Source organism: Nocardia wallacei (genome assembly GCF_029869545.1).
Classification (GTDB): Bacteria; Actinomycetota; Actinomycetes; order Mycobacteriales; family Mycobacteriaceae; genus Nocardia; species Nocardia wallacei_A.
This window is the reverse complement of sequence record NZ_JARWQD010000107.1, coordinates 1-26,566: the sequence shown is the minus strand read 5'-3', so window position 1 is coordinate 26,566 and position 26,566 is coordinate 1. Positions and strand designations below refer to the sequence as shown.

The window sequence follows — 26,566 nt, the reverse complement described above, 5'->3', positions numbered from 1 at the left end:
ACTGGAGGCGTGACCGCCGAACTACTGGTTCTGCTCATCGTCGTCGTCACTGCACTGGCCTTCGACTTCACCAACGGCTTCCACGACACCGCCAACGCGATGGCCACGTCGATCGCCACCGGTGCGCTGCGGCCCCGCACGGCGGTCCTGCTGTCGGGCGGGCTGAATCTCATCGGTGCCTTCCTCAGCGTCGAGGTCGCGGCCACGGTGGCCGAGGGCATCGTCCGGCTGAACGAGGTCGGCGGTCCCGACCTGCTGGAAATAGTCTTCGCCGGGCTGGTCGGCGGCATCCTGTGGAACCTGCTGACCTGGCTTTTCGGCCTGCCGTCGAGTTCCTCGCACGCGCTGTTCGGCGGCCTCATCGGCGCCACCATCGCGGCGCTGGGCTGGAGCGGCGTCATCTGGTCGGCGGGTAAGCAGGGCGTGGTCAGCAAGATCGTGCTGCCCGCGGTGCTGGCCCCGGTGGTGGCTGCGCTGGTCGCGGCGATCGCGACCTGGCTGGTCTACCGCATCACCCGCGGCAGCGACGAGCGGGTGGTCACCCGTGGATTCCGGTGGGGCCAGGTCGGTTCGGCCTCGCTGGTGTCGCTGGCGCACGGCACCAACGACGCGCAGAAGACGATGGGGATCATCTTCCTGGCGCTCATCGCCTACGGCTCGCTCACGCCGTCGGATCCGCTGCCGCTGTGGGTGATCGTGTCGTGCGCGGTGGCCATCGCGGCCGGGACCTCGCTCGGCGGCTGGCGCATCATCCGCACGCTCGGCAAGGGCCTGGTGGACATCACTCCCCCGCAGGGCCTGGCCGCCGAATCCACCAGTGCCGCGATCATTCTCACCTCCGCCCACTTCGGCCTGCCGCTGTCGACGACGCAGACGGTGACCGGCGCGATTCTCGGCACGGGACTCGGGCGGCCGGGCGCCGAGGTGCGCTGGCCGGTGCTCGGGCGGATGGTGGTGGCCTGGGTGTTCACCCTGCCGCTGGCCGGGCTGGCCGGGGCGATCTGCTGGGCGCTGGCGCACGGCATCGGCGGATTGCCCGGTGTGCTGGTCGTTTTCGGGATCCTGGTGGTGCTGGCGGGGGTCATGTGGCTGCGGTCGCGCCGGGCACCGGTGCACGCGGCCAACGTCAACGACGAGTGGTCGCCACCACCCGGCGCGCCCGATGGAGCCGAAGCCACGTCCCCGTCCAGCAGCACGGCACCGGCCGCGCCATCCGACGAGACGACGGCACCCGCACACGGCACGACATCGACCGAACCGCCCGACGGCGGCGCACGGCGGGGTAGCTCGTCCGACGGCCGCGGTGCGCCCGAAGACGCGGCGGCGCAGCGCGAATCGGCGAGGAGGGCGTGATGCAGACGGTGCTGACGGTGGCGGAGGAGCTGTGGCAGGTCACCCTGGCGGCCCTGATCTTCGGCGCGGGCCTGCCCGCGATATTCGCCCTCGGCGTACGATTCCAGTCCCGCAGTACATCCGGCAGCGCCGCCGGTGCCACGCTGTCCGCGACCCGCCGCCGAGCGGCCACGGCCGCCGCCGCGATCTGCTACGCGGTGGTACTGGCCGCGGTCGTCACGGGGGTGCTGTACGTCGCCAAGGCATTCCTCGCCGCCCGTCTCGGCATCCATCTGTTCGGGCAGGGCTGACCGCCGGAAGGACATCCCCGTGACCACTGAACCGCAACCGTCGACCGATCGGACCGAGGCCGAGAGGTCGGTGCTGGGCAAGGTACTCGGCTGGCTGAAGGCCGGGTATCCCCAGGGCATTCCGCAGTCGGACTACGTCGCGCTGCTGGCGGTGCTGCACCGTCGCCTCACCGATTACGAGGTCCACCTCATCGTCGAGGAACTGGTGCGCGAGCGCGCGGGAGACGACGAGATCGCCCGGCACGAGATCGAGGACGCGATCGCCCGAGTTGCCAAGGAGCAGCCGGGCGAGGACGATATCGCTCGTGTGGCCTCCCGGCTGGCAGCCGGTGGCTGGCCGCTGGCGACACCGACGTCGGATTGATTCCCTCCCTACCCCAGCGAAGGAAGCGCGGACCCGTTCGTGGGTCGCCGACCATGACATGACACGATCGCGAACGTGAGCAGCACCCTGCGGACCCTTCCCATGCCCACCGGAGCCGCGGTGGGGGATGTCCTTCCGCATCTGCGAGAAGCCTTGGCGGGCAACGGTCCAGCATGGCTGCCGATACCCGCCGGTGACCGCCGGGAGACGCACCGGCTGTCGAGCGCCCTGCGTCCCGGCGAGCCGATCGAGGACGACGTGGCGCTGGTGGTCACGACCTCCGGAACCACGGGTGTGCCCAAGGGCGCGATGCTCACCGCGGCCGCCCTGCGGGCCAGCGGTGACGCGACGCACGAGCGGCTCGGCGGCCCCGGGCAGTGGTTGCTGGCGCTGCCCACCCATCACATCGCCGGGCTGCAGGTGCTGTTGCGCAGCATCCAGGCCGAGACCGAACCGGTGGTGCTGGACGTCTCCGGCGGTTTCCTGCCGGGCGGGCTGGCGACCGCCATCGCGGGTATGACGGGTGCGCGGCGCTACACCTCGCTGGTGCCGACGCAGCTGATCAAGGCGCTGGACGAACCCGCCGGCGCGGCGGCCCTGGCGTCGCTGGACGCGGTGCTGATCGGCGGCGCGCCGACCCCGAAACCCGTGCTGGACCGTGCTCGTGCGGCCGGGATCACGGTGGTGCGCACCTATGGCATGAGCGAGACCTGCGGCGGATGTGTCTACGAGGGCGTGCCGCTGACCGGCGCCCGGGTCCGCATCGAGGACGGCCGGGTGTTGCTCGGCGGCGCCATGCTGGCCAAGGGTTACCGCGGGCTGCCCGATCATCCCGCCTTCGCCGAGCCCGGCTGGTTCCGCACCGAGGATGCCGGGGTGTACGACGACGGCGTGCTCGCCATTCAGGGCCGCCTCGACGAGGCCATCATGACCGGCGGGCTGCTGGTGATCCCGCAGGTGGTGGAGGCCGTGCTCGCCACCCACCCCGCGGTCGCCGAGGTGGTCGTGCTGGGCCTGCCGGACGAGCGCCTCGGCCAGCGCGTCGCGGCGGCGGTGGTGCCGACCACCGGATCCGTCCCCACCCTCGACGACCTGCGCGACCACGTCGCGGGCGAGCTGGACGCGATCGCCGCCCCCCGCGAACTCGCCGTACTGGACGAACTCCCCATGCGCGGCCCCGGCAAGCCCGACCGAGCCCAACTCCGCGAACATTTACTCTCGGCCTCCCCCCACTGATTCCGGCCAAAAACACGCCGGAAATATGTAAGGCAGCCACACCGCCGAAAATGCCGAGGTGGCAGCCACACCACCAGAAATGCCCAGATGGCAGCCACACCACCAGAAATACCCAGATGGCAGCCACACCACCAGAGCACAGTGGGGCGGGGGCGTGCAACAGCGGTGCAAGGGGCGTGCAAGATCGGGGGGTCACAGTGGGTGGCATGACTTCTTATGCACCTGCTGATGCTCTCGCGATCGAGGCGGAGGGGCTGGTCAAGGTCTTCGAGGAGCAGCGAGCCGTCGACGGCGTGAGCCTGGCGGTGCCGCAGGGCGCCGTCTACGGCGTGCTGGGTCCCAACGGAGCCGGTAAGACCACCACCATCCGCATGCTCGCGACCCTGCTGCGCCCGGACGGGGGCAGCGCCCGAATCTTCGGCCACGACGTGGTGGCCGAGCCGACCGCGGTCCGGTCCCTGATCGGCGTCACCGGCCAGTACGCCTCGGTGGACGAAAAGCTGAGCGCCACCGAGAATCTGGTGATCTTCTCCCGCCTGCTCGGCCTGAGCAGGTCCGAGGCCAAGCGCAAGTCGGCCGAACTGCTCGAGGAATTCGGGCTGACCGAGGCCGCCGACAAGGCACTGGAGAACTTCTCCGGCGGCATGCGGCGCCGGCTCGATCTGGCCGCCAGCCTGATCGCGACCCCGCCGCTGCTGTTCCTCGACGAGCCGACCACCGGCCTGGACCCGCGCACCCGCGCGCAGATGTGGGAAACCATCCGGCGGCTGGTCCGCGAGGGTGCGACCGTACTGCTGACCACCCAGTACCTGGACGAGGCCGACCAGCTGGCCGATCGGATCGCGGTCATCGACCGCGGCAAGGTCATCGCCGACGGCACCTCCGACCAGCTCAAGGCCTCGGTCGGGCTGTCGGCGCTACAGGTCACGCTGGCCGATCCGGAGCTGATCGAGCAGGGACGCACGCTCATCGGCGAATTCCTGTCCAGCGCGGCCGGACGGCTCGTCGAGGCGAGCGTCAGCCCCGAGGCGCGGCGCATCACCGCCCCGCTGGACGATCCCGGCATCACCGCCGACCTGCTGATCCGGTTGCGCGACAACGACATCCGGGTCGACGAGATCACCGTCAGCAAGCCGAGCCTGGACGAGGTGTTCTTCGCGATCACCGGCCACGGCGCCGACGACAACACCGAAAGGAGTGCGGCATGACCACCACTCTGACCGCCCCCACACAGGCTGGGCGACACGCGGCACGTGCCGCGATTCCCCCTGTCAGCAACCACATTTCGTTCCGGCAGACCGTGGCGAACTCGTTCACCATGGCCTACCGCGGCATCCTGAAGATCAAGCACAATCCCGAGCAGCTGTTCGATGTCACGATTCAGCCGATCCTGTTCACGGCGCTGTTCGCCTACATCTTCGGCGGCGCCATCGGCGGCAGCGTGCAGGCCTACCTGCCGGTGCTGATTCCGGGCATCCTGGTGCAGACCGTGGTGCTCACCTCGGTCGTGACCGGCACGCAGCTGCGCGAGGATATGGACAAGGGCGTCTTCGACCGGTTCAAATCCCTTCCCATCGCCCGGGTTTCGGCCCTGGCCGGTGCGCTGATCGCCGATATGGTGCGGTACGGCATCGCCACCACCCTCACCATCGTGGTGGGACTGATCCTGGGCTACCGGCCCGCGGGCGGTGTGCTCGGGGTCGTGGTCGCGGGCCTGGTCGTCGTGGCCTGCTCGTTCGCGATCAGCTGGATCTGGGCGCTGGTCGGCGTCACCGGTAAGAGCGCCGCGTCGGTGCAGGGCATCTCGATGATGATCATGTTCCCGCTGACGTTCATGTCCGGGGCCTTCGCCCTGGTCAGCACGATGCCGGGCTGGATGCAGGGATTGAACAAGGTCAACCCCATCTACTACATGGTCAACGCCTGCCGCGAGCTGATGAACGGCAACGTCTACTCGGCCAACCTGGTCTGGTGCCTGGTCGGTTCGGTCGCCGTGATCGCGATCTTCGCACCGCTGGCCATCCGGGCGTACATGCGCCGGGCGTGAGCCCGACCGTACCGCGCGTGCCCCCCTATCGCCAACGCCCCGGGCGTACACGCTCATTCGTCGTGGACGCCGGAGAGCTCGTCCAGCAGCCGCATGACCCGTTCGGCCGCGCGACGACGGTTCAGCCCGGCCACCGACTGCCGCGCGGACGTCATCGCCGCCTCCCCGACCACGCGCCGGTGCAGTTCCACGTGCCGTTCCCAGCGCATGGACGGAAAGTCCTGGCGCCCACCGACTTTCGGGCAGAGCGCCAGCAGGGTCAACCCCGGTTCGGGAGCCGCGGCGGTGGCGACGAGATACGAGCCGACCGCACAGGCGACCGCGCCGATCTGCGGCAGGTCGACGTACTGGGCCAGCCGCGACCGCGCGGCCGCGATCAGCTGTTGCGGCAGCTCGGGAACCAGATCCAACCGTCCGTGGAGCAGATGCGCGTCGAGCACCGCACTGGCCACCATGATGTCGCCCGGACCCGGCGCCGCGGACTGGTTGGGCCAGGAGAACAACTCCAGCGACCGCCGGAACAGCCGCAGGCCGCGCTCGATATCGCCCTCGCTCAGCTCCAGTTCGCCCAGGCCCGCGGCCACCGTGCCGCGGCGCTGGTTGGGCCGCGGCCCCGGGTCGTCGAGGTCGGTACCGTCGTCCACCATGCCCAGCGCCTGCTCCAGTTCGATGCGGGCCTGCTCCGGCATTCCGGAGCCGACCAGCGAAACCGCAAGGTAGCTACGGATTTCCACGCTTTCCTCGTAGCTGTGCAGCAGTTGCAGCTGATCCGCGGCGCGGCGGTAGTAGCCCGCCGAATCCCAATAGTTCGCCGCCTGGGCGGACATCTGGCCCAGATGCTGGCAGGCCATCGCGGTCCCCCACACATCGTGGGATTCGACCAGCTTCAGCACCCGGGTCGCGTCCTGCGTCGAACCGTGGACGTCGCTGTTGTTCTCGCGCATGTTGGCGCGCAGCATGTACGCCATCATCCGCACGCCCTCGTCGGCGTCGCGGGTGCCCGCCGCCAGCTTGCGGGCCAGCGCGGTGACACTGGTTCGCAGGCAGATCAATTCGCCGAGGTATCGGAACATCGGGGTCAGTGGCACCCCCGAGCGCAGCACCCGCCGGGCGCGGGTGCGCAGGATCGCGAAGTCGCGCAACCCGGCATCGATGAACATCAGATGCGCACCGACCAGGACGCAGGTCTGCAGTTGCAGGTCCGCCTCGCTCTGCGTGCGGACCACACCGGGCCGCACCGCGAGGATCCGGGGCGCCCAGTTCGTCAGCTCGAGGTGCGCGCCACGCATCACCCACAGGGTGGCCAGCACCGGGAAGACCGTGTAGGCCGTCACAGGGTCGGCGCGATCGAGCGCGTAGCGGAGCACGGCGAGCAGATTGTCCATCTCCGCCGCTACCGACAGGACCGTCCGGACCTGTTCGTCGCCGTGATACCGCTGCGCGGCATCGAGTGCGAATTCCCTTGCCCAGCAACACATCCGATCCATGACGAGATCGGCCTCACCGGCCGCGACCAGCTGTTCCTCGCCGAATTCGCGCACGGTTTCCAGCATTCGGTAGCGCGTCGGTGTCGCACCGTCGTCGGCGAGGACGGTGAGCAGCGACTGGCTCACCAGGCCCTCGACCGCGCCCGCGGGATCGATCAGGTCGGTCCCACCGGCCACGGATTCCGCTGCGGCCAGGGTGAATCCGGCCGGGAAGCGGCACAGCCGGCGCAGCGCCACCTGCTGTTCGGGGTCGAGCAGATTCCAGCTCCACTCGATCACCGCGTGCAGGGTCCGGTGCCGCTCCGGCGACGTGCGATCGCCGCTGCGCAGCAACGTGAACCGATGTTCGAGCCTGGTCTCGATCTCCTCCACGCTCATGGTGCGCACCCGCGCCGCCGCCAGCTCGATGGCCAGGGGCAGCCCGTCCAGCGTGCGGCACAGCCGCGCCACCGCCTCGGGATTCAGGCGCACCGACGGCCGCACCGCGCGCGCACGCGCGGCGAACAGATCGGTCGCGGGCGAGCCGTGCGCGGCGATGGCCAGCGGCGGCAGGGGATACACGGTCTCGGCGGTGATCGCCAGCGGCGCCCGGCTGGTGGTGAGCACGGTCAGCTGGTCACAGGCACCGACCAGGTCGGCGACGACCTCGGCCACCGCATCGATCAGATGCTCGCAGTTGTCCAGGATCAGCAGCATCGGCCGCCGCGACAGCGCCTCCCGCAGCCGACCGCGTCCGTCGACGATCTGGTTCGGACGCAGCACATTGGTGTCGCGGGAGTATTCGCTGACTCCGAGCGTCGTGCCGATCGCCGCCTCGATCTCGGCGCAGGTCGCGCCCAATCCCTCCGGGGCGGGGCGCTGGGAGGCCAGCTCCACCAGCACCACCCCCTGATCCCTGGCCACCCGGGAGCCCAGTTCGTTGGCCACCCTTGTCTTTCCGGTGCCCCCGGGCCCGAGGATCGTGGTCACCCGCGAGCTGCGCACCAGGCGTTCGAGCGCGTTCAGGTCGGCGTCGCGGCCCAGCAGCGGGTTCGGCGCGGCCCGCAGGCCGATCGCCGAGAGCGCCTGCGGCGCGGCCGATTCCCGGCCGTCCTCCGGTAGTAGCGCGTGCTGCGCGGTCGAAACCTGCTGTGCGGGATTGCGTTCGGACCGCGGCGCCCGCCCGGTCCCGCCTCCGGGCAGCGGATCTCCGCGCAGGATGGCGGTATTCAGCGCCACCAGGGCGGGCCCCGGATCGGTACCGAGTTCGTCGCCCAGCCGCGCCCGCAACGTCGCGAACACATCCAGCGCCTCGGTGGCCCGGCCGTCGAGGGCGAGCAGCCGCATCAGGGTGGTGTGGGCGGGCTCGTCCAGCGGTTCGGCCGCCGCGATCCGCCGGGCCACGCCGACCGCGCCGGACATATCCCCCGCGCTCTCCCGGGCGGCGAGTTCCAGCGCATCGAGGGCCGCCGCAGTGGCCGCCGCCACCTGGGCCAATTCGTCGGCCACCGGCCCCGGCGGCAGGTCCGATCCCGGCTCGCCCCGCCACAGCGCCCGCGCCCGCGCGATCCGGTCGAGACAGCCCTGCGCATCGCCGCCGTCGAACAGTTCCACGGCCTCGCGATGCAGCCGCCGGGCCAGGGTCAGATCGATCCGATCCTCCGGCAGCACCAGCCGGTATCCCGCCGGGCCGATCTCCAGGGCGCCCTCGGGCAGCGCCGAGCGCAATCGCGACACCTGGGTGTGCAGCGCATTCATCGGCGCCCGGGGCGGTCGATCACCCCAGACGTCGTCGATCAGCGCCTGTGCGCTGCGACTGCGGCCGGGATGTACGGCCAGCGCCGCGACCAGCAGCCGCGCTCGCGCGCCGGGAATCGGCGCCAGCTCCCCCTCGCGCCGCACCGCGATCTCGCCCAGCAGTGCCACCTGTACCTGATCGACGGCGGGCAGCCCGGTCTCCCGGCCCGTACCCGGCCGGGTGTGCGCCGACCCGGCGCCTACGGAACCGTTGTGATCAGGAAACATGCCGTCGCAATCGTATGTGACCGGTCGAGGGATTTTCGGGCGCGCGGAATCGACATTGCTCACCTTCATTGTCCCTCACACCCCTCGCCAGATCTTCGATATATCGTCGTAATTCTAACGACGGTAGTTCGGCCGGTCCACCCCACCGGGCGGTCCACAGCGGCACCGCGCGTCCCCACCTGCGGCCGGTTGCCGAGTCCGCCTCGCGCATTAGGCTTCGCACATGGCAAGTGCTGCACAATGGCTCGAAGGCGCCCGTCCGCGCACCCTCCCCAATGCGATCGCGCCGATCCTGGTCGGCACCGGCGCGGCCGCGTCGCTGGACGGGGCGGTGTGGTGGAAGGCGGTGCTGAGCCTGCTGGTGTCGCTGGCGCTGATCGTCGGGGTCAACTACGCCAACGACTACTCCGACGGCATTCGCGGCACCGACGACGAGCGGGTCGGACCGCTGCGGCTGGTCGGTTCGGGGCTGGCGACACCGGCGTCGGTGCGCGCCGCGGCGATCGCGAGCCTCACGGTGGCCGCGGCGATCGGCCTGGTCCTGGTGTTCACCACGGCGTGGTGGCTGCTGCTGGTCGGTGCCGCCTGCCTGGCCGGGGCGTGGTTCTACACCGGCGGCGCCAAGCCGTACGGCTACAGCGGCTTCGGCGAGATCGCGGTGTTCGTGTTCTTCGGCCTGATCGCGGTGCTGGGCACCGAATACGTGCAGGCCCAGCGGCTCGACTGGGCCGGGCTGGTCGGCGCGGTGGCGGTCGGCGCGTTCTCCAGCGCCGTGCTGGTCACCAACAACCTGCGCGATATCCCGACAGATTCGGTGACGGGCAAGACGACGCTGGCCGTGCGCCTCGGCGACACCCGCACCCGCACACTGCATCTGGTCCTGCTGGTGGTCCCGTTCGCGGCCTCGGTGCTGCTGACGATCCGCTCCCCGTGGGCGCTGGCCGGGCTGCTGGCGCTGCCCCTCGCGGTGCGCTCCAACGCCCCCGTGCGTGGCGGGGAGAACGGGCCGGGACTGATTCCGTCGCTGCGCGACACCGGCCTGGCGATGCTGGTGTGGTCGATCCTCACCGCGATCGCCCTGGCACTCCCCTAGTCCCTGTCGGGCACCAGAATCCCGAGGACCCAGTTGACCAGGGTGATGATGATGGCGCCGAGTATCGCGGCCCAGAATCCGTGTACCCGCAGGCCGTAGTCGGTGGTCTCGGTGATCTTGGCCGTGAGCCAGAGCATCAGGGCGTTGATCACCAGCAGAAACAGGCCCAGGGTGACGATCACCAACGGCAGCGACAGCAGCTTCACGATCGGCTTCACCAGGGCGTTGATCAGGCCGAAGATCACCGCCACGACCAGCACCACCACGATCTTGGCACCGGTGCCCTGGTCGTCGGGGCTGACCAGCTCGATGTCGCCGACCCAGGTGGCCGCGAGCCAGATCGCGACCGCGTTGATGATCAGGCGTAGCAAGAGGACCATGGCGACATGCTAATGGCCGCCGCGCCCGGAGGCCGGGCGCAACGACCACGCGGTTGCCCTCGTATGTCGTCAGGCGGCCCGATCGAGCAGGTCGTGCACCGCTCGGCGCAATCCCGCCATCGCGTCCGCGCCGCCCAGCAGCTCCCGGGTCGTCCGATTCGGGGCGCGCAGCACGCCGAGCAGCACGTGCCCGGCCTCGATACGGTCGTCGCCGCGTGAGATCGCCTCGCGCAGGGACAGTTCCAGCACCTTCTTGGCCTCCGAGGTGAAGGGGATGTGCCCGAACTTCATGCTGCCGCCCAGGCGGAACCGGCCGCGGCGCGGTTGCTCCTCGGCCGGGACGGCGCGGTCGAGCGCATCCTCGCCGAAGGTGGCCTGCAGGCTTTCGCGAACGGCATCGAGATCGATGCCGATGGAGCGCAGCGCGGCGGCGTCCTCCTCGCCGAGCGGCGCGTCGGTCACCTTGTCCGCGTCGGATTTCCTGTCGTACAGGGCATCTCGGATGCCCTCGGCGGTCAGGCCGTTGGCGGACAGCACCTTCCGCAGGGCCTCGTCGGGGCTCGCTGCGAGGCCCAGCAGGACGTGCTCGACATCGATACTGGGCGATCGCAACTCGCGCGCCTCCTCCTGGGCGCCGACGACCGCGAACTTGGCTGCCTTGTCGAATCTTTCGAACATCAGCGGATCCCGCCTCTCCGGTTGTACTTCTGGTGGACCGCCTGGCGGCTGACCTCGAGCGCGTCGGCGATGGCCTGCCAGGACCAGCCCTGGGTGCGGGCGTTGGCCACCTGGATCGCCTCCAGTCGCTCGAGCAACCGGCGCAGCGCGAGCACGGCGCGCAGCCCGACCTTGGGATCGGGACTTCCGGCGGCGGCCGCCAGCGTTGTCGCTTCACTCATGCCGTCAATTTACGTTGACATTCGAGGCGCGTCAACAAAAATTGACATCTGGCCAAGAGTGTTCGCTACCAGCGAAGTTGGAGAAGCTGCGTGACAGAACGCTCTCCGCCGTCACACGGCAGGATCACCACACTGCCGGTGCGGCCGCCGCATTCACCGCGGGTCGTCGCCACGCATTCGCGCCCGCAGCTGCGCCTTGTCGGTGCGGCGCTTCTCGTCGACGGCCGCTATGTCCTGGTTCACCCGCGCGCGCAGCCGCTTGAACAGCACCAGCGACAGCGGCATGGCGATGATCAACGCGAACAGCAGCGCCACGATCAGCGGGATATCCACCGCCAGCAAACGCGCCAGCACGACGATGACCGCCGCGATGACCGCGACCAGCAGCAGCCGGGCCAGGGTGTACAGCGCCAGGTTGCGCACCAGCCGCCGGCCCGCCGAGCCCTGTGCGCGATCGGCCGGGGTGGGTTCCGGTCGGGAGGGATCACTCACGCCGACCAGCCTAAGCGACGGCGAGATCGCCGCGCCGCCCCGCCCGCCGTCCGCATCGAGAGGTATAGCGGCATATTCGCTGGATAGTGGCCACGGGCACGCCGCCAAGCCGTACGCATATCCGATTTGTCTATTACTTCCCCTTTACCAACGTTAGATCGTTCGAGTACCTGGGGGTGTCAGTGCAACGATGTCGCTATCTGATGAGGGAACTGTCGATTACGGAAAGGTTTGCGAATGACTGCGATCACCGCGGCGAGCCGCACGTTGGGTTCCGTCAACGGCCAGGAGAGCCTCCTGACCCCCGGCCAGGTAGCGGCACTGTTCCACGTAGATCCGAAGACCGTCACCCGCTGGGCGCACGCCGGGCGACTCGGCTCGCTGCGCACCCCGGGCGGCCACCGTCGTTTCCGTGAGTCCGAGGTGATGCAGCTGTTGAGGTCCCTCACCACCGAGGCGAACCACTCCTAGCTCCTATTTCGCGTGAGTGCGGTGCCGCAGGTACGGACACGGATTACTCTCGATGACAGGAGGTGAGTGACGTGACGTACCTGTTGGCACTCATCGCGGTCGTAGCCGTCGCGGTGCTGTGCTGGAAGGCGTTCGGGCCGGAGCGTTCGCATCGACTCGGTGCCGGTCCCACGCAGCGAAGGGTCATCGGCCCGGACGACGATCCCGAATTTCTCTGGCGCATCGACCATAAGCACCGAGATGGGGAATCCGGCAGCGATCGCTGATCTCCTCTTCACCAGGCGGCCTATCAGATGGTCGCCGCACAGCTGCGATCCAACGCGGCGAGCGCGGCATCGACCGCGGCATCCGTGGCGGGCAGCAGCGGTAACCGGACCGCCGGGCTCGGAATGCGGCCCTGTGCGGCCAGAACACCCTTCATGACAACGGGATTCGGCTCGGCGAACAACGCCTCCGATACCGACGCCAGCAGATTGCCCAGCCACCGGGCCCGATCCATCGGGCCGTGCCGCCAGGCGGCGGTCATCTCGGCATAGGCGGCCGGGACCACATTGGCGCTGGCCAGAATCGCCCCCGAGGCCCCCATCGCCAGCAGCGGCGCGGCGTAGAGATCATCGCCGCCGAGCACACTGACGTCGTCGGGGCATCTGCTCATGAATCCGACGGTGGCGGCGTCGATGCCGCCGACCGCATGCTTGAATCCGATGACTCCGGGCAATTCGGCCAGGCGGCACAGGGTTTCGACGCCGAGCGGGCGGCCGGTGCGATAGGGAATGTTGTAGATCAGCAGCGGCACCGGGCTGGCGGCGCCGAGCCGCCGGAAGTGCTCGACCACGCCCTCCTCGGACGGCCGCGTGTAGTACGGGACCACCACCAGGGCGGCGGTGACGCGCCCGTCCCAGGCGTCGAACGCATGCACCGAGGCGGCGGTGCAATTCGATCCGGTCCCGGCCACCAGCGGCACGTGCCGCTCCCGGGCGACGGTCGCGCACACGTCGACGACGCGACGGCGTTCCTCCTCGGTGAGGGTCGCGGGCTCCCCGGTCGTCCCCAGTGCGACCAGCCCGGCGGCGCCCGCGTCGAGCACCTCGTGCGCGAGTCGTTCCAGGGCCTCGGTCGCCAGCTCACCGGTCGCGGTGAACGGCGTGATCAGCGGGACGAACAGGCCGGAAAGCGTCATGCCTCCAGCGTGGACGATCCTAGGATTCACGTCTATTTCAGGTTACTGCCGCCGAGCGTAAGATGAGCTGATGCTCGAGGTCCGGCGGCTGCGCCTGCTGCGCGAACTGTCCCAGCGCGGCACGATCGCGGCCGTCGCACAGGCCCTCGCCTACACCCCGTCGGCGGTCTCACAGCAGCTGGCGGCGCTCGAACGCGAGGCCGGGGTGCCGCTGCTGGAGCGGACCGGCCGCAGCGTCGCCCTGACGCCCGCCGCGCTGCGCTTGGTCGAACATTCGGAAACGATTCTCGCGGTGCTGGAGCAGGCCTCCGCCGAACTCGCCACGGCCCGAACGGAACTCACCGGAATCCTGCGCATCGGGGCATTCCCGACGGCGGTGCGCACGCTGCTGTCACCGGCGCTCGTGGCGCTGAGCCGCGACCATCCGCGTTTGGAACTGCTCGTCTCCGAATTGGACCCGGCGAACGCACCGGCGGCGCTGCGAGCGGAGTCGCTGGATGTCGCGCTGGTGCAGGAGTACGACTATGTGCCCGCCGCTCCCGAAACCGGCTTGGACACCGAACCTTTCCTGGAGGAGACGGTCTATTTGGCCTCGCTGTCCTCCGAACCGCTTGCGGCACATCGGGATTCGCTGTGGATAGCCAGCACACCGGGAACCCTGTGCCACCTGATGACCGTACGTGCCTGCGAGGCTGCGGGTTTCACTCCGCACATCCGCCATCAGGCCGACGACTTCGGCACTGTGCTCGCGCTGGTGGCCGCCGGGCAGGGAGTCGCATTCGTGCCGGAACTGGGGGCGCTGGAATCGCCCGGCGGCGTCACGCTCACCGCGCTGCCGACGCGCCGCCGCACCCGGCTGGCCTATCGCCGCGGCACCGGCACACATCCGGCCATCGCGGCCGCCCGGGCCGCCCTGCACACCGCCTGCGCGACGATCCCGCAGGCCGCGGCGGTAATTCCGCCGCACCGACCGCTGATCAGCGGATCCGGCGCATACTGAAGCGGTCCCTACGCGACCGGAGGTGACCGATGCACGAGCAAGAGCACATGTCGCAGGATGCCCGCCGCAAGCAGGGTGGCCAGCAGGCCGCGGCCCGCCGGCAGGACCGCCGGGACCGTGACGCCGCGCGGGAGAAGGCCCGAGCGGCCTCGGGCACCGGCCCGGAAACCTCCCCCTACACCGAGCGCATGCAGGGCCGGGTCGACCGCGAGCGCGAGGCGACCCCGCACCGGGACCGCCGCGACGCCAAGGCCGCAGGCGCCGACGCCGTCCGCACGGCCAACACCGAACTCGGCGAACACCCCCTCTGACCGACTCTTCCCGCCCGGAAATCGTGGCTACGGGCGCTGGAAGTGCCAGAGGAGGACGGCGGGGACGCCGGTGTTCGCGGCGTGGGCGGCGGCGGGAACCAGCCCGGCCAGTGACCAGGGCCATGCCTCCCACGGGCCGGGGTCGGCGGCGGGCTCGGACGGGTCGGCCGGTGACGGCATCGATGGTTCCTCGCAGCGGCGCACCTCCAGCCCGGCGGCCAGCGCGGCGCGCAGGTAGTCCCCGGTCCGGTGCTGGTGGACGCGGACCCGGGCGGCCGAGCCGTCCGGGCGCCGCACCGTCGGGACATGGGTGCGGGCGATCTGCTCGGGATGCATGTCGGTGATCAGCACGTGCCCGCCGGGCCGGAGCACGCGGGCGAACTCGCGCAGCACCGGGCCCAGATCGGGGACGTGTGACAACGCGAGCGCGCAGGTCACCACGTCCACGGCGCCGTCGTCGATCGGCAGGCGATCCAGGTCGCCGAGCCGAAAGTCCGCGTCCTCCACACGCTTTCGCGCGTAGTCGAGCATATCGGGCGAGCTGTCCACGCCGATGACGCGATGACCGCACTCGGCGAGCACGGCCGCGACCCGGCCGGTACCGCAGGCCGCGTCCAGCGCCGTACCCGGCGGCAGACTCCCCGCGATCTCGCGCACCATCGGCTCGTCGAATCCGAAGGCCGGATTGGGTCCGTCGTAGGTCTCGGCCCAGATTCCGTAGCCTTCGACGGTGTCCACGTGGTCGACATCGGCGCCGTGAGCGAGCGCAGCGTCGTCGAGCAATCGGCGGATCTCGGCGATCCGCTCCTGCGTGAATTCGTGCCCGTGCTCCCCGCCGAAGGCGCGAAGCAGCGCAACGCCTTCCAGTCCCAGCGCATAAGCGAGCGGCTGTTCGTAGGCCATGGCGGCGACGCTAGCGAGTACGACCGGATCGGTGCCACCGATTTTCAGCGGCCCCGGCATCAGAGGCGAATGTGCTTGACAGCCACCAGCGCTCGGGACAACCGGCCGCGCAGCGCGCCACGGGTATTCGGTGCGAGTTCGAGTCCGGCGCTCGCCGCGATGCGTTCGGCGACGGTGGGGATATCGGCGTCGTCGGTCCACAGGTGCTCGGTGAAATCGGGTCCGCGCAGCCGGTCGAGGCAGCGATCGAGCTTGCCGAGGGCGAATTCCTCGGGGCGCAGCCCGAACAGCTCCCGCCGCCGCAACCGGCGGACCACGGTGTCCCGCTCGGCGAGGAGCGCGAAATGCCTTACGTCATGGTCTTTTTCGCGCAACCGGCCGACCGTCTCGGCGAAGTACTCGGGTTCCACGACGGTCATCGGCGCGATCACGACGCCATCGTGGGCGCGCAGGACCCGGTCCAGGACCTCGTACACGCCCTGGCGCCACGCCGGAATGTCCTGAAAGTCGCCGCGCATCGACGGCGGCATCGTCCGGTGCAGCCCGTACCCGACGTTCTCCGGATCACACACCACGCTGCCCGGCAGCCTCCGATGCAGCTCGAACGCCGTCTGGGTCTTCCCGCCGCCGAACGGCCCGTTGATCCACAACAGCATGCCGCCCACGATAGCCACGTCCGCGGCCCCGGGGCGCCTCGTACGATGGCATAGGGAATTACCAGCAACAATGCGGCGTTAGGCGGACTTATGAAAGCGATCCTCGCCGACAGCTACGGCGATCCCGATGTCCTGGAGTTCGGTGAGCGGCCGACCCCCAAGGTCGGTCCGGACCAGGTGCTGATCCGAGTGAAAGCCGCCGGTGTGAACCCGGTGGACTGGAAGGTGCTGGCCGGGTACCTGGATCCCATGATGTACGCCCATTTCCCGCTGATTCCCGGCTGGGATGTGGCGGGCGTCGTCGAGCAGCTGGGCGAGGACGTGCCCGAGTACCGGGTCGGCGACGAGGTGATGGGGTACGTCCGGCGCGACGAGGTGCAGCACGGCACCTACGCCGAGCTGGTGGCCGCGCCGGTGCGCACGCTGGCCCGCAAACCGGCCGCACTGAGCTGGCAGCAGGCGGCGGGGCTGCCGCTCGCCGGTCTCACGGCCCACCAGTCCTTCGAGCGGGTCGGGCTGTCCTCCGGCGAGACGGTGCTGGTGCATGCCGCGGCCGGTGGCGTCGGGTCGCTGGGCGTGCAGATCGCCGTCGCGCGCGGCGCCCGCGTGATCGGCACCGCCAGCGAGCGCAACCACGACTTCCTGCGGTCTCTAGGCGCCGAACCGGTCACCTACGGCGACGGCCTGGCGGACCGAGTGCGCGCGCTCGCCCCCGAAGGTATCGACGCCGCAGTCGATTTCGCCGGGAGCGGGGTGATCGATGCATCGCAGGAACTCCTGCGTGACCGCGCACGAATCGCCTCGATCGCCGACGGCACGGTCCGGGACAAGGGCGGCCACCTCGTCTGGGTCCGCCCCTCCGCCGCCGACCTCACCGCACTCGCCGACCTGGCCGAGGCCGGAAAGCTCACCGTCCCCCTCGACACGGCGCTGCCACTGTCCCAGGCGGCCGCGGCACTGGAACTCAGCAAGAAGGGCCGGGCGCGCGGCAAGATCGTCCTCGAGGTGAGCTGAGCCCCTCGGGGGGGGGGTACCGCACCGGGTTACGCCCCACGCGATGCACTACCGCTCACCACGTCGGTGAGTTTGTCGATACTCCAAAAACCCTGCACCCCAGGTAATTCTGCTAGATACGACAGGATTCGCGCCGACGTCCACCCGTGCGATTCCCGAAGCCCCGCCGCCAGCATGCCGAGGTATCGCGGCGTCGGTTTGTTCAGCTCCACCGTTCCGGGCTCCCACGGTGAGGTGAAGGTCAGAACCGGAACGCCGTCCAAATCAGCAACGTGGAGCAAGGTTTCGTAGCGTCCCTCCCCCAACCGAACCTTGCCGTTCCGCACCACTTCATCCAGTTCCAGATCTGCCGTCGCACCGGGAACTCGGTACATCTCTTGTGCCAGAAGGTCATCGAACTGCTCAACGGTCAGCAGATACCCGCGCGCGGCAGCACCGGCAGGCCACCCACCGGCAGGCCGCTGCGCATAGAACGCAATCCCACCCGTCCACACGGGGCTCTCCCACGAGAAGTAGATGGTGCCGGGTAGCGTCAGCGGCCGACTCGCACGCGGTGGGGTCGAATCACGAAAGCCGGGGTAGGTCCGTGACGTCCCCGGCGGATTCCCGCCCGCACGGTAATAGTCGAACCGCCGCTCGAACAGGTTGGAGCCATAGGCGGCGTACCACACTTGTGACGACCCATCCGACGCCATGCCCAGCAGCCTAGTGATGACTCCTTCCGCTCCGGCATTCGAGCGCAGCGGTGACCATTGCACGCGCGGAGTCGCCGTAGCGAGCCTGCTGATGCAGCTTGGTCCAGACCTTTTCGTAGTAGGACAGCTCTGTCGGGCTGGTAATACTCAGCTCGGCACTGATGGTCTCCACCATCGCCAGCCGACGGTCGAACATCGCGAAACTAGTTGTTGTGTATATGAATTCGAAATCACGCGGCACGACCCCGAGTACGAGACGGGGTAGACCGATGACCTCGTTCAGATATTCCAGCTGGCCGATCATCGCGTGTTCACCCCCGACCGTTGTGTATAGAACCTGTTCAGCGAGCAGAACGATGATCTGGCGGGTACCGGAGCGCAAGACATCCTGCCGCGCCATCCGCGCAGCGACCGCCTCGTCGATATCGTCCGCAGTGCCGAGGAAGTCGATGCACGTCGACAGCACCGAACGTGCATAGTCCTCGGTCTGCAACAGGCCCGGAACGATCAACTGAGACCAGTTGCGAATGACCTGAGTCGAGGCCTCCAGCTCTATGCTGCGACGTTGCCGCTGAGCGTGACCGGATGCGGCAACCCGCTTCCATTCCGCCCACATGGATTCCAAGTTGGTGAGAGTGGCGAGCAGGTCGGGTAGCGCAAGTGCGGAATCCGTGATCGCACACCACACGGTGAGGTCCTCCACGGTGGGTGTCTGCTGACCATGTTCGATCTTGGAGACCTTCGACGGGACCCATCCGGCACGTTTCGCCAATTCCGCACCTGTCAAACGAGCGGCCTTGCGGAACTCGCGCAATCGGTTGCCCAGAACTACCCGCGCCTGCTCGACACCAGTCATCTACCGCTGACCTGAAACATATTCGTCGTGCGGTACTGCCTTGGCCCACAATGCATCACGTATTTCCACTGCACGAGCAACTTCCACCGAGTCACGGGTCACCGCGAAACCGGCGAAGTCACCCTGTTCATCGAACAACGTCCATGCCAAGGCGGCCTCATCGAGTAACCACCACTCGTCCGCGGTTATCTCGGAAGCATCGACACCGTGCCTCGGCATCCATCGAATGTCTTCGCCATGAGCTTGATTCCGATCGGTGACCGCGTGTAGAAACCGAATGTACTCCGTCATCGGCTCGGTGATCACCCGGACTCGTTGCAGCGCAACGCCTCTGGCGGTGGTGACATCTGCTAGGTCTTCCCAGCGCTTCCAATCGGGCGGATAGTTGTCGGGATCCAGGGGTGGTAGACCGGCCCGCCAGCGACGCATCGGCTCATTCTCATTCGAAACCGTGTGTTCGTCCTCCACTTCCAGGTGGAACGCTCGGCGCTGTGCCATCGCGAGTAACTTGTTCGCGGTCCCGACAGGCAGATAGAGCACGTCACCATCTCCTCGGCGTGACAGCGGCAGGCACAGAAACGCACGTTTCATGCCTGGGGACTTGCAGGGTCGCCAGCGCCTCTCCATCACTGACGGACTCGCCCGACAGGATGAAAGTCCCGACACCGGAATCGGTCAGTGTCGCACCCAAGTGGGTGTCCGGCTCCAGCCAGCGCAACAGCATATGTGGGATCTCAACCCGATCCGGAGAGTCAGGCACCTTCAACCCCTGCACCAGATAGTGCCCGCGATCGTCATCCATCCAGAGCCTAGGTGAGCCTTCGTTGCCGGTCGGTCCACCCAGAAGACGTAGCTTCACGATCTCCACCCCTTTTCTAGTAGTTCTAGACAAGTCGAGGTTAGACCAGCTGAAAGAGGCTTTGTTGGTGTGTATCAAGAAATTTCAAGAAATATCCTTCTGGTTGGACCGGTCTCGTTCATAGCGTTGGTGTCAGGCGCTCGGGACCGGTGCTCAGCTGCCCGCCCCAGTCGGTCAGATGGTTCCACCCGGCCCCGAGCTGCCCTACCACCGGAGCGAGGGCACACGTGGAACAGAACTGGCGTACAAGACTTTTCGTGTTTCCAGGCGGGATGTTGGAGATCCGCGACTATGGGGACTCGGAGTCCGACGGTAACCCCGGGGTCTACCTGGAGTTGTCCGGCCCGGATCCCGATGAGGACAGCGACCAGCCCGGGCTGGAGGCGCTGTGAGCCTGTCGGCTTGGCCTATCGGACTGTTCGTCGTGATCGCGATTCCTCTCGGAGTTGCGGCGGCAGCGGTGTTCTGGCCGCAGCGCATTCCGAAAGATCGGTCGGTGGAGGCGATTCGGGATCGGATCGAACATGAGGATGCAGAGTGATCGCCAGAGGTGGGCGCTGGACATGGGCCTCGGAACAGAGTCGGGATCGGCCGGATCGCAACCTATTGCCCGCGGCTGCCGTTGAGGATATAGTCGAATTCGACTAAACGAGTTCGACTATATGGAGGGTTCATGGAGCGACCGCTGCGGGCCGTGGGGTCGCCGTTGACGCTGGCGGTGCTGGCGTTGCTGGCGGAGAAGCCGCGGCATCCGTATGAGATGAAGGTGACGATGCGGGAGCGGCGCATTGCGGACTCGGTGAAGATGCGGGGCGGGTCGCTATACGACACCATCGGGCGGCTGGCGCGGGCGGGGCTGCTCACCGCCACGGAGACGTCGCGGGCCGGTGCCCGGCCGGAGCGGACGATCTATGCGATCACCGACGCGGGCCGAGATATGTTGCGCGAGTTGATGAACGAGTTCATCGGTGAGCCGGTGAACGAGTTCCCGCGCTTCGTCGCCGGGCTCGCGCATCTAGCGGGACTGGACCCGACCGATGCGGCGACGCTGCTGCGCCGCCGGGCCGACCGTCTCGCAGCCGAGTCGGAGCGGGCGGCAAGGGGACTCGAGGCCGTCGAGGACGGCCTGCCGCGAGTCGTGCTGCTGGAGACCGAATACCTCCAGCGCCTTCGAGCCTGCGAGATCGACTGGCTCCGGCAGACCGCCACCGACATCGAACACGGCCACGTGCCGTGGCCGGATCCCGAAAGCGCTTCCGGCGCAAGAGAAGAGGAGAAATCGTCATGAGCAGAACCGATATCGACCGGATGCGCAGACGGCTGAAGCCGTTCAACAAGGTGATCATCGCGCTGCAGCGGGCCGGACTGGCGCTGGGCACCATGCGGGTGCTGTCGGTGCCGGGCCGCAAATCCGGCGAACTGCGCACCACACCCGTCTCGCCCCTGACCGTGGACGGAATCACTTATGTCGTAGGCGGTTTCGAGACCGCGGACTGGGTGAAGAACGCCCGCGCCGCGGGCTGGGGCGAACTGGCCAAGGGCCGCAGGCGCCAGCGGGTCGCCCTCGTGGAGCTACCGCTCGAGGAACGCGGCCCGATCCTGCGCGCCTTCCCCCGCGAGGTCCCGCACGGCGTCCAATTCTTCGTCAAGACAGGCGTCGTCGAATCCGCCGACCCGGACGCCTTCGCCGCCGCGGCCCCCCGCTGCCCGGTCTTCCGCATCGACCCGCAGGACTGACAACCGCGGGTGCTCGATCAGTTCAGCCCCGCGTAGCTGTGCAGCCCGCTCACCACGATGTTGATGATGAACAGGTTGAACAGCATGGCCACGAAGCCCGCCACGTTGATCCAGGCGGCCTTCGTGTCGCGCCAGCCCGAGGTGGCGCGGGCGTGCAGGTAGGCGGCGTAGATGACCCAGGCGATGAAGGAGACCGTTTCCTTCGGGTCCCAGCCCCAGAACCGGCCCCAGGCCGATTCGGCCCAGATCGCGCCGAGGATGACGCCGGTGCCGAACAGCGGGAAGCCGACGATGGTGGTCTTGTAGGCCAGCCGGTCCAGCGTGCGGGCGTCCGGCAGGCGGCGGGCCAGGGCGCCCAGCACATTGTTCGATTCGCCGCCCTCGGGCTGGCGGACCCGCAGCAGGAACAGCAGGCTCGCCACGCCGGACAGCAGGAAGATACCGCTGCCGATGCTGACGATGGTGACGTGGATGGGCAGCCAGAACGACTTCAGCGCCGGAACCACCGGGGCCGCCTCGGCATACAGGACCTGACCGGCGAGGAACATCAGGATCAGCACCGGCGCCAGCAGGAACACCCACATCGCGCGGTAACGCCGGTCGTGCATGAACACCATGCCCGTCACGACGGCCGCGGCGGTCGCCATGGTGATGAACTCGTACATGTTCCCCAGCGGGAACCGGTGAGTCGCGAAGCCGCGCAACACGATCGACACCAGATGCAGCCCGATCGCGACGAACAGCACCGCGAAGGCCATATTGCCGAACCGCTCCGGCAGCGACCGCGCGGGCGGCGCCTCGACCCGGCCCGGCGCCGCCGGACCGCCCCCGGATCCACCGACCGTGACGAGTTCACGCGTGGCCGTCTGCCTGCTGCGCGCCGACGCGTACTGCACGATCAGCATCGCCAGCACCAGCACATAGATGACGAACGCCGTCTTGAAGGCGAGGTTGCTGTATCCGGCGAGAGTTTCGTCGATCGGCATGTTCACTCTCTCGTGCTCTCGGTCCGCGCGGTGGGGTCGCTGTCCAGCAGCCTGGTCCGCAGGCGGTCGAATTCGCTGCCCCAGCCCGCCTGGTCGGTCCGGGCCAGGCCGCCCATTTCTACTACAGTACGTCGTTCGTCATTGCCGCGGGCATCCGGATAGGCGCGCAACCAGATCCGGCGGCGCTTCACCAGCAGCGACACCAAAAGCCCGGCCATCATCGTGAGCGCGCTCGCCAGCACCCAGCCCTGCGCGGGATCGTGCGAGACCTGCAGATTCGCGTACTCCTTGGCACCGTCGAAGGTCACCTTGGTGCCGTCGGACAGCGTGGCCGATTCGCCCGGGCGCAGGTTCACCCGCTGCTCCTTGGCCAGCCGCCCCTGCTTGATCATCTCCGAGTCCAGCGCGAACAGCGACTGCGCGCGGCCGGTGTCCAGGCCGGTCTCGCCGCGGTAGATGTCGACGGCTACGGCGGGATCGGTGAGCGCCGGATGCGACGAGGTGAGCAGATTGCCGTGCAGCAGCGCGGTCGGCGCGAACAGCCCCTCGACCGCGATCTGGTGCTTGCGGCGCTCCTGCTCGCTGCCGAACATCCCACCGGGCGGGTCGAAGCGCATCACGCCGCTGGACAGGAACGTGGTCGGGTCGTCGGGCCGCCACTGCGTCGTCTCGGTGCGGGTCCGACCGTCCGGGTAGGTGACGGTGAACGTCGGCGCGTACCCGTGGCCCTGCAGATACACGCGGTCGCCCGAGACCCGCAGCGGGTGGTTCACCTGGATCGTGGTGTCGCGCCAGGTGTCGTTCGCCAGATCCCCGCCGGACTGGTAGGAGATGTCCGCGGTGAACATCTCGGCCTGCCCGTTGGACAGGTAGTCGGCCCGGAAGTCCTTGACGCGCACGCACAGTGGCGTGAGCCCGGTGCCGTCGTTGACCCGCCCGGCGCGGAAGGAGTCGAATGCCGCCGTGGAGGTGGTGCAGAAGCCCGGACCGTCGTCGGCGACGACGATGACGTTGCCCTCGTAGCCGAACAGCTTGCCGACCGCGATCGCCACCAGCAGCGCGACCAGCGCCAGGTGGAAGACGATATTGCCGAGCTCGCGAACGTAGCCCTTCTCCGCCGACAGCGTCCGCTCGCCGTCCTTGGCGCGGTGTTCGACGCGGTGCTCCCGGGACCCTCCGTGGTTACGCGAGCTGCCGCCTCCGGGCCCAACGTCCGCACCGTCGCGCTCGATCACTCGCCACCCGCGCAACTGCTTGCGTGCCTCGGCGATGACATCCTGCGCCGAGGCGGTCGTGGTGGTCGAGTAGTGGTGCGGCAGCCGAGTGAGGTTGCGCGGGGCCTTGACCGGCGGCGTGCGCCATGCCTTGTAGTGGTCGAACACCCGCGGCACGATGCAGCCCACCAGCGAGACGAACAGCAGCGCGTAGATCGCGGTGAACCAGAAGCTGGAGAACACGTCGAACAGCTGCAGCCGATCCATCCACGGCCCCAGCGTGGCCCGGTCGGCGATGTACTGATCGACCTTCTGCGCATTGAGGCTGCGCTGCGGCAGCAGCGCCCCCGGAATGGCCGCGAGTGCCAGCAGGAACAGCAGCATCAGCGCGGTGCGCATGCTGGTCAGCCCGCGCCAGGTGTTGCGCAGCAGTGCCAGGACGCGGCGCGGGAGGGACTGGCGGGGCGGGCGGGCCGGGACGGGGGCGGGGGTCGTCGTGGCTGTCATATCAGATCGGGAGGGTCACCTGGGAGACGAATACATTGCGCACCCACCCGACGAACTGGTCCCACAGGCCGGTGACCAGGGCGATGCCGACCGCGACGAGCAGGATCCCCCCGATCACCTGGATGGTGCGCGAATTGCGGCGCAGCCAGCCGACCCCGCGCAGCGCGCTGGCCGACCCGAACGCCAGGATCACGAACGGCAGTCCGAGCCCCAGGCAGTAGGCGACGGTGAGCACCACGCCGCGCGCGGCCGTGGCGCCCTCGGTTCCCGCCGATACCGCCATCACGCCGGACAGCGTGGGGCCCAGGCACGGCGTCCAGCCCAGGGCGAAGACCGCGCCCAGCAGGGGTGCGCCGACGACTCCGGTCAGCCGCCGCGGATGCATGCGGGTGTCGCGCTGCAGCGCGGGGATCAAGCCGAGAAAGACCAGCCCCATGACGATGGTGACCACGCCGCCGATGCGTTGCAGGAGTTCACGATTCACGTTCAGGGTCTGGATGACGCCGAAGACGGTCACCGACGCCAGCACGAACACGACCGTGAATCCGGCCACGAACAGCCCGGCCGCGCCCGCGACCCGCATCCGCCCGGCCTTCTCGACGAGGGTGGTCCGGGTGCCCGTCGCCTCGGCCGCGGTCACCGGCGGCGCCTCCGCACCCACCAATCCGGCCAGATAGGACAGATATCCGGGCACCAGCGGCACCACGCAGGGCGAGGCGAACGACACCAGTCCCGCCAGCAGGCATGCCCCCAGGGCCAGCACCAGCGGCCCGGACGCCGCCGTCTGCTGGAACGAATCCCCCACCCCCGCAAGCACATCCACGGTAGGACTCACTGCGGGGCCTCCGCGGCGAGGCGGTCGACGACCGGCTGCAGATCCTCGGCGAGCAAGGGGCGCAGGAAGACCGCGGCCACCCGGTGCTGCCGATCCAGGACGAGGGTGGTGGGGATGACGCTGGTGGGGAACTTGCCGCCGAGCGCGAGCAGGGTGCGCATCTCCGGGTCGTAGATCGACGGGTAGCCGACGCGGGCATCGGTGACGAAGTCCTGGGCCTTGTCCTGCTGCGGATCTCGGACATTGATGCCGAGGAAGGCCACGCCCCGGGCCTTGGACTGCTCGTAGACCTGCTCCAGCGCCGGCGCCTCGGAGCGGCACGGACCGCACCACTGGCCCCAGAGATTCAGCACCACAACCTGATTCGGGAAGTCGTCGACGGAGACCTTTTTGCCCGAGGTCATCAGGTCGGGGCCGGACATCTTGCCGATGGTGCCGCGGCTCGCGGGCGGATCGTAGAAGATGTCGGTCTTGCCGCCGGGCGAGACGAAGTCGAAGGTGCCGCCGGAAACCACCGCGTCCTTACCGGTGGAGCAACCGGCCAGCGCAGCCACCAGGGCAGCGCAGGCCAGCAGGACCGGCAGCGCCCGTCTCATGCCCCGGTCACCCGTGGATCCGACTCCCCCGCGGGTTCGGAATAGACGATGTCGATGAGCGTATCGCCCTGGTACACCAGCGAAGTCAGCGATGCCAGCGAGCACTGCCGCTGCCGCGGGTCGTGCCACAGCCGCTTGCCCTCGAGGAACCGGCGCAGCGTCCATACCGGCAGCTGATGCGAGACCAGCACCGCCTCGTGCCCGGCCGCCTCCACCCGCGCCTTGTTCACCGCCGCCAGCATGCGATGCGCGATCTGCAGGTAGGGCTCGCCCCACGACGGGGTGAACGGGTCGCGCAGCTTCCACCAGTGCCGCGGCTTGCGCAGCGCGCCGTCGCCGACCGACACCCGCAGCCCCTCGAAGGTGTTGCCCGCCTCGATGAGGTTGTCGTCGGTGCGCACGACCACGCCGTGCTGGACCGCGATGGGTTCGGCGGTCTCCTGGGCCCGCTGCAGCGGCGAGGCCACGACCAGCGAGATGTCGTGTTCGGAGAGGGCCCGGGCCACGGTCGATGCCTGGGACCGGCCCGCGACCGACAGGCTGAACCCGGGCAGCCGCCCGTACAGGATTCCCTTCGGGTTGTGCACCTCGCCGTGCCGCATGACGTGCACGATGGTCTCGGTGTCGGAGGCGATGTCGCCCGGAAGGGTCACCGCCGCACCGGAATCCGCGCCGGACCGCGGCGCGGTCGCCTCGGGGCGCACGGCCTCGGGGTCCGGGTTCGAGTCGGCGCCGGACGCCTCGGCGTCCGCGGCCGAGTCGACCGCGGCCGTTGCGGCGGTTCGAGATTCGGCACCGGGCGCGGCCGGATCGGAGGTCGGTATTGCGGCTGATTCGAGCTGTTCGGGTTCGCTCACGCGCTGGATCCTTCGGGTGTGGCGGGGCGCGGCGCCGCCGCGGGGGGGGGGGGGGGGGGGGGGGGGGCGGCGCGGGGGGGCGGGTGTGGCGGTGGGGGGGTTTTGGTCGGGGGGCGGGGGGGGGGGCACACTTTGACCCCCCCCCCGCCACCGCGGCGTCCGTTTCTCGGCGAATGCCCTCGGCCCCTCTTGCGCGTCCTCGCTCGTATAGCACTCGACCGCGGCATGCCGAGCCGCCTGTAAT

The 26,566-nt window shown here is 68.9% G+C and carries 33 protein-coding genes; 16 read left to right on the top strand and 17 right to left on the bottom strand.

The features are described 5' to 3' along the window. The first annotated feature begins 9 nt into the window (after positions 1–9). From QH290_RS07585 to QH290_RS07560, 6 genes are all read left to right on the top strand, one after another. Positions 10–1,353, top strand: coding sequence for an inorganic phosphate transporter (locus tag QH290_RS07585; protein ID WP_280382354.1), 1,344 nt, complete (start codon positions 10–12; stop codon positions 1,351–1,353). Next, on the top strand, positions 1,353–1,643 hold the full coding sequence (locus QH290_RS07580; RefSeq protein ID WP_280264850.1) for a hypothetical protein: 291 nt from the start codon (positions 1,353–1,355) through the stop codon (positions 1,641–1,643). Before QH290_RS07585 ends, QH290_RS07580 begins: the two co-directional genes overlap by 1 nt. Positions 1,644–1,662: 19 nt before the next feature. Continuing rightward, positions 1,663–2,007: a DUF3349 domain-containing protein gene (locus QH290_RS07575; RefSeq protein WP_280264851.1), complete on the top strand. Its 345-nt coding sequence runs from the start codon at positions 1,663–1,665 to the stop codon at positions 2,005–2,007. A 102-nt stretch (positions 2,008–2,109) separates the two neighbouring features. Next, complete coding sequence (gene menE / locus QH290_RS07570; RefSeq protein ID WP_280264855.1) at positions 2,110–3,243, top strand: o-succinylbenzoate--CoA ligase; 1,134 nt, start codon at positions 2,110–2,112, stop codon at positions 3,241–3,243. A 206-nt stretch (positions 3,244–3,449) separates the two neighbouring features. Then, positions 3,450–4,451, top strand: coding sequence for an ATP-binding cassette domain-containing protein (locus QH290_RS07565; protein ID WP_280382353.1), 1,002 nt, complete (start codon positions 3,450–3,452; stop codon positions 4,449–4,451). Continuing rightward, positions 4,448–5,290, top strand: coding sequence for an ABC transporter permease (locus QH290_RS07560; RefSeq protein ID WP_280264853.1), 843 nt, complete (start codon positions 4,448–4,450; stop codon positions 5,288–5,290). Before QH290_RS07565 ends, QH290_RS07560 begins: the two co-directional genes overlap by 4 nt. A gap of 53 nt (positions 5,291–5,343) precedes the next feature. Here the strand turns inward: QH290_RS07560 and QH290_RS07555 are convergent, their stop codons facing one another. Further along, positions 5,344–8,781 carry an AfsR/SARP family transcriptional regulator gene (locus QH290_RS07555; RefSeq protein ID WP_280382352.1) on the bottom strand — a complete coding sequence of 1,146 codons (3,438 nt, stop codon included), beginning with the start codon at positions 8,779–8,781 and terminating at the stop codon, positions 5,344–5,346. A gap of 223 nt (positions 8,782–9,004) precedes the next feature. Between QH290_RS07555 and QH290_RS07550 the strand changes: the two genes are divergently transcribed. Further along, positions 9,005–9,874, top strand: coding sequence for a 1,4-dihydroxy-2-naphthoate polyprenyltransferase (locus QH290_RS07550; protein WP_280269604.1), 870 nt, complete (start codon positions 9,005–9,007; stop codon positions 9,872–9,874). Here the strand turns inward: QH290_RS07550 and QH290_RS07545 are convergent. The 4 genes from QH290_RS07545 to QH290_RS07530 form a co-directional block, all read right to left on the bottom strand. After that, complete coding sequence (locus QH290_RS07545) at positions 9,871–10,254, bottom strand: phage holin family protein (RefSeq protein ID WP_280382351.1); 384 nt, start codon at positions 10,252–10,254, stop codon at positions 9,871–9,873. The genes QH290_RS07550 and QH290_RS07545 overlap by 4 nt on opposite strands. Positions 10,255–10,323: 69 nt before the next feature. Continuing rightward, on the bottom strand, positions 10,324–10,932 hold the full coding sequence (locus QH290_RS07540; RefSeq protein ID WP_280382350.1) for a Clp protease N-terminal domain-containing protein: 609 nt from the start codon (positions 10,930–10,932) through the stop codon (positions 10,324–10,326). Further along, positions 10,932–11,153: a helix-turn-helix domain-containing protein gene (locus tag QH290_RS07535; protein ID WP_068027854.1), complete on the bottom strand. Its 222-nt coding sequence runs from the start codon at positions 11,151–11,153 to the stop codon at positions 10,932–10,934. The genes QH290_RS07540 and QH290_RS07535 overlap by 1 nt, the downstream gene beginning before the upstream one ends. 153 nt (positions 11,154–11,306) lie before the next feature. Beyond that, positions 11,307–11,645, bottom strand: a complete 339-nt coding sequence (locus QH290_RS07530; RefSeq protein WP_280382349.1) for a DUF4229 domain-containing protein — start codon at positions 11,643–11,645, stop codon at positions 11,307–11,309. 237 nt (positions 11,646–11,882) lie between these two features. Between QH290_RS07530 and QH290_RS07525 the strand changes: the two genes are divergently transcribed. Then, complete coding sequence (locus QH290_RS07525) at positions 11,883–12,116, top strand: BldC family transcriptional regulator (RefSeq protein ID WP_280269608.1); 234 nt, start codon at positions 11,883–11,885, stop codon at positions 12,114–12,116. 71 nt (positions 12,117–12,187) lie between these two features. Further along, entirely contained in the window at positions 12,188–12,382 is a 195-nt protein-coding gene (locus QH290_RS07520) for a hypothetical protein (protein ID WP_280269609.1), read from the top strand. 23 nt (positions 12,383–12,405) lie between these two features. Here the strand turns inward: QH290_RS07520 and dapA are convergent, their stop codons facing one another. Further along, positions 12,406–13,296 (bottom strand): 4-hydroxy-tetrahydrodipicolinate synthase, encoded by an 891-nt coding sequence (gene dapA, locus QH290_RS07515; protein ID WP_280382348.1) that lies wholly within the window; start codon positions 13,294–13,296, stop codon positions 12,406–12,408. Between the two features lie 70 nt (positions 13,297–13,366). Here dapA and QH290_RS07510 point away from each other — a divergent pair, with 70 nt between their 5' ends. After that, positions 13,367–14,296 carry a LysR family transcriptional regulator gene (locus QH290_RS07510; protein ID WP_280269611.1) on the top strand — a complete coding sequence of 310 codons (930 nt, stop codon included), beginning with the start codon at positions 13,367–13,369 and terminating at the stop codon, positions 14,294–14,296. A 29-nt stretch (positions 14,297–14,325) separates the two neighbouring features. Further along, the gene (locus QH290_RS07505; protein WP_280269612.1) at positions 14,326–14,607 is read left to right on the top strand and encodes a hypothetical protein; all 282 of its coding nucleotides are present in this window, start codon (positions 14,326–14,328) and stop codon (positions 14,605–14,607) included. A gap of 27 nt (positions 14,608–14,634) precedes the next feature. On the opposite strand, the gene QH290_RS07500 is transcribed toward QH290_RS07505, so the two are convergent. Both QH290_RS07500 and QH290_RS07495 read right to left on the bottom strand, forming a co-directional pair. Continuing rightward, entirely contained in the window at positions 14,635–15,510 is an 876-nt protein-coding gene (locus tag QH290_RS07500) for a class I SAM-dependent methyltransferase (RefSeq protein WP_280382347.1), read from the bottom strand. A gap of 59 nt (positions 15,511–15,569) precedes the next feature. Then, positions 15,570–16,166 carry an AAA family ATPase gene (locus QH290_RS07495; RefSeq protein WP_280382346.1) on the bottom strand — a complete coding sequence of 199 codons (597 nt, stop codon included), beginning with the start codon at positions 16,164–16,166 and terminating at the stop codon, positions 15,570–15,572. A 90-nt stretch (positions 16,167–16,256) separates the two neighbouring features. On the opposite strand from QH290_RS07495, the gene QH290_RS07490 reads away from it, so the two are divergent. Next, complete coding sequence (locus QH290_RS07490) at positions 16,257–17,180, top strand: NADP-dependent oxidoreductase (RefSeq protein ID WP_280382345.1); 924 nt, start codon at positions 16,257–16,259, stop codon at positions 17,178–17,180. 29 nt (positions 17,181–17,209) lie between these two features. Here the strand turns inward: QH290_RS07490 and QH290_RS07485 are convergent, their stop codons facing one another. Genes QH290_RS07485 through QH290_RS07470 form a run of 4 tightly spaced genes read right to left on the bottom strand, consistent with a single transcriptional unit; the run spans position 17,210 to position 19,599 of the window. Continuing rightward, on the bottom strand, positions 17,210–17,875 hold the full coding sequence (locus tag QH290_RS07485; protein WP_280382344.1) for a histone deacetylase: 666 nt from the start codon (positions 17,873–17,875) through the stop codon (positions 17,210–17,212). A 10-nt stretch (positions 17,876–17,885) separates the two neighbouring features. Further along, a complete protein-coding gene (locus QH290_RS07480; protein WP_280261261.1) occupies positions 17,886–18,731 on the bottom strand; it encodes a helix-turn-helix domain-containing protein in 846 nt (281 codons plus the stop codon). Next, positions 18,732–19,271, bottom strand: coding sequence for a DUF6879 family protein (locus QH290_RS07475; protein WP_280261259.1), 540 nt, complete (start codon positions 19,269–19,271; stop codon positions 18,732–18,734). It lies immediately after the preceding gene. A gap of 1 nt (position 19,272) precedes the next feature. Next, positions 19,273–19,599, bottom strand: coding sequence for a hypothetical protein (locus QH290_RS07470; protein WP_280261257.1), 327 nt, complete (start codon positions 19,597–19,599; stop codon positions 19,273–19,275). A 248-nt stretch (positions 19,600–19,847) separates the two neighbouring features. Here QH290_RS07470 and QH290_RS07465 point away from each other — a divergent pair, with 248 nt between their 5' ends. From QH290_RS07465 to QH290_RS07450, 4 genes are all read left to right on the top strand, one after another. Continuing rightward, positions 19,848–19,982, top strand: a complete 135-nt coding sequence (locus QH290_RS07465) for a hypothetical protein (RefSeq protein WP_280382343.1) — start codon at positions 19,848–19,850, stop codon at positions 19,980–19,982. After that, the gene (locus QH290_RS07460; protein WP_280382342.1) at positions 19,979–20,131 is read left to right on the top strand and encodes a hypothetical protein; all 153 of its coding nucleotides are present in this window, start codon (positions 19,979–19,981) and stop codon (positions 20,129–20,131) included. The genes QH290_RS07465 and QH290_RS07460 overlap by 4 nt, the downstream gene beginning before the upstream one ends. Positions 20,132–20,263: 132 nt before the next feature. After that, positions 20,264–20,878 carry a PadR family transcriptional regulator gene (locus tag QH290_RS07455; RefSeq protein ID WP_280382341.1) on the top strand — a complete coding sequence of 205 codons (615 nt, stop codon included), beginning with the start codon at positions 20,264–20,266 and terminating at the stop codon, positions 20,876–20,878. Further along, the gene (locus tag QH290_RS07450; RefSeq protein ID WP_280261254.1) at positions 20,875–21,327 is read left to right on the top strand and encodes a nitroreductase/quinone reductase family protein; all 453 of its coding nucleotides are present in this window, start codon (positions 20,875–20,877) and stop codon (positions 21,325–21,327) included. Before QH290_RS07455 ends, QH290_RS07450 begins: the two co-directional genes overlap by 4 nt. 17 nt (positions 21,328–21,344) lie before the next feature. Here the strand turns inward: QH290_RS07450 and ccsB are convergent, their stop codons facing one another. Genes ccsB through QH290_RS07425 form a run of 5 tightly spaced genes read right to left on the bottom strand, consistent with a single transcriptional unit; the run spans position 21,345 to position 26,067 of the window. Next, a complete protein-coding gene (gene ccsB, locus QH290_RS07445; RefSeq protein WP_280261252.1) occupies positions 21,345–22,313 on the bottom strand; it encodes a c-type cytochrome biogenesis protein CcsB in 969 nt (322 codons plus the stop codon). A gap of 2 nt (positions 22,314–22,315) precedes the next feature. After that, complete coding sequence (gene resB, locus QH290_RS07440) at positions 22,316–24,034, bottom strand: cytochrome c biogenesis protein ResB (protein WP_280382340.1); 1,719 nt, start codon at positions 24,032–24,034, stop codon at positions 22,316–22,318. Position 24,035: 1 nt separating this feature from the next. Then, positions 24,036–24,869, bottom strand: coding sequence for a cytochrome c biogenesis CcdA family protein (locus QH290_RS07435; protein WP_280382339.1), 834 nt, complete (start codon positions 24,867–24,869; stop codon positions 24,036–24,038). Next, entirely contained in the window at positions 24,866–25,465 is a 600-nt protein-coding gene (locus QH290_RS07430) for a TlpA disulfide reductase family protein (RefSeq protein WP_280261246.1), read from the bottom strand. Before QH290_RS07430 ends, QH290_RS07435 begins: the two co-directional genes overlap by 4 nt. Continuing rightward, a complete protein-coding gene (locus tag QH290_RS07425) occupies positions 25,462–26,067 on the bottom strand; it encodes a histidine phosphatase family protein (protein WP_280261266.1) in 606 nt (201 codons plus the stop codon). The genes QH290_RS07430 and QH290_RS07425 overlap by 4 nt, the downstream gene beginning before the upstream one ends. Positions 26,068–26,566 lie beyond the last annotated feature (499 nt).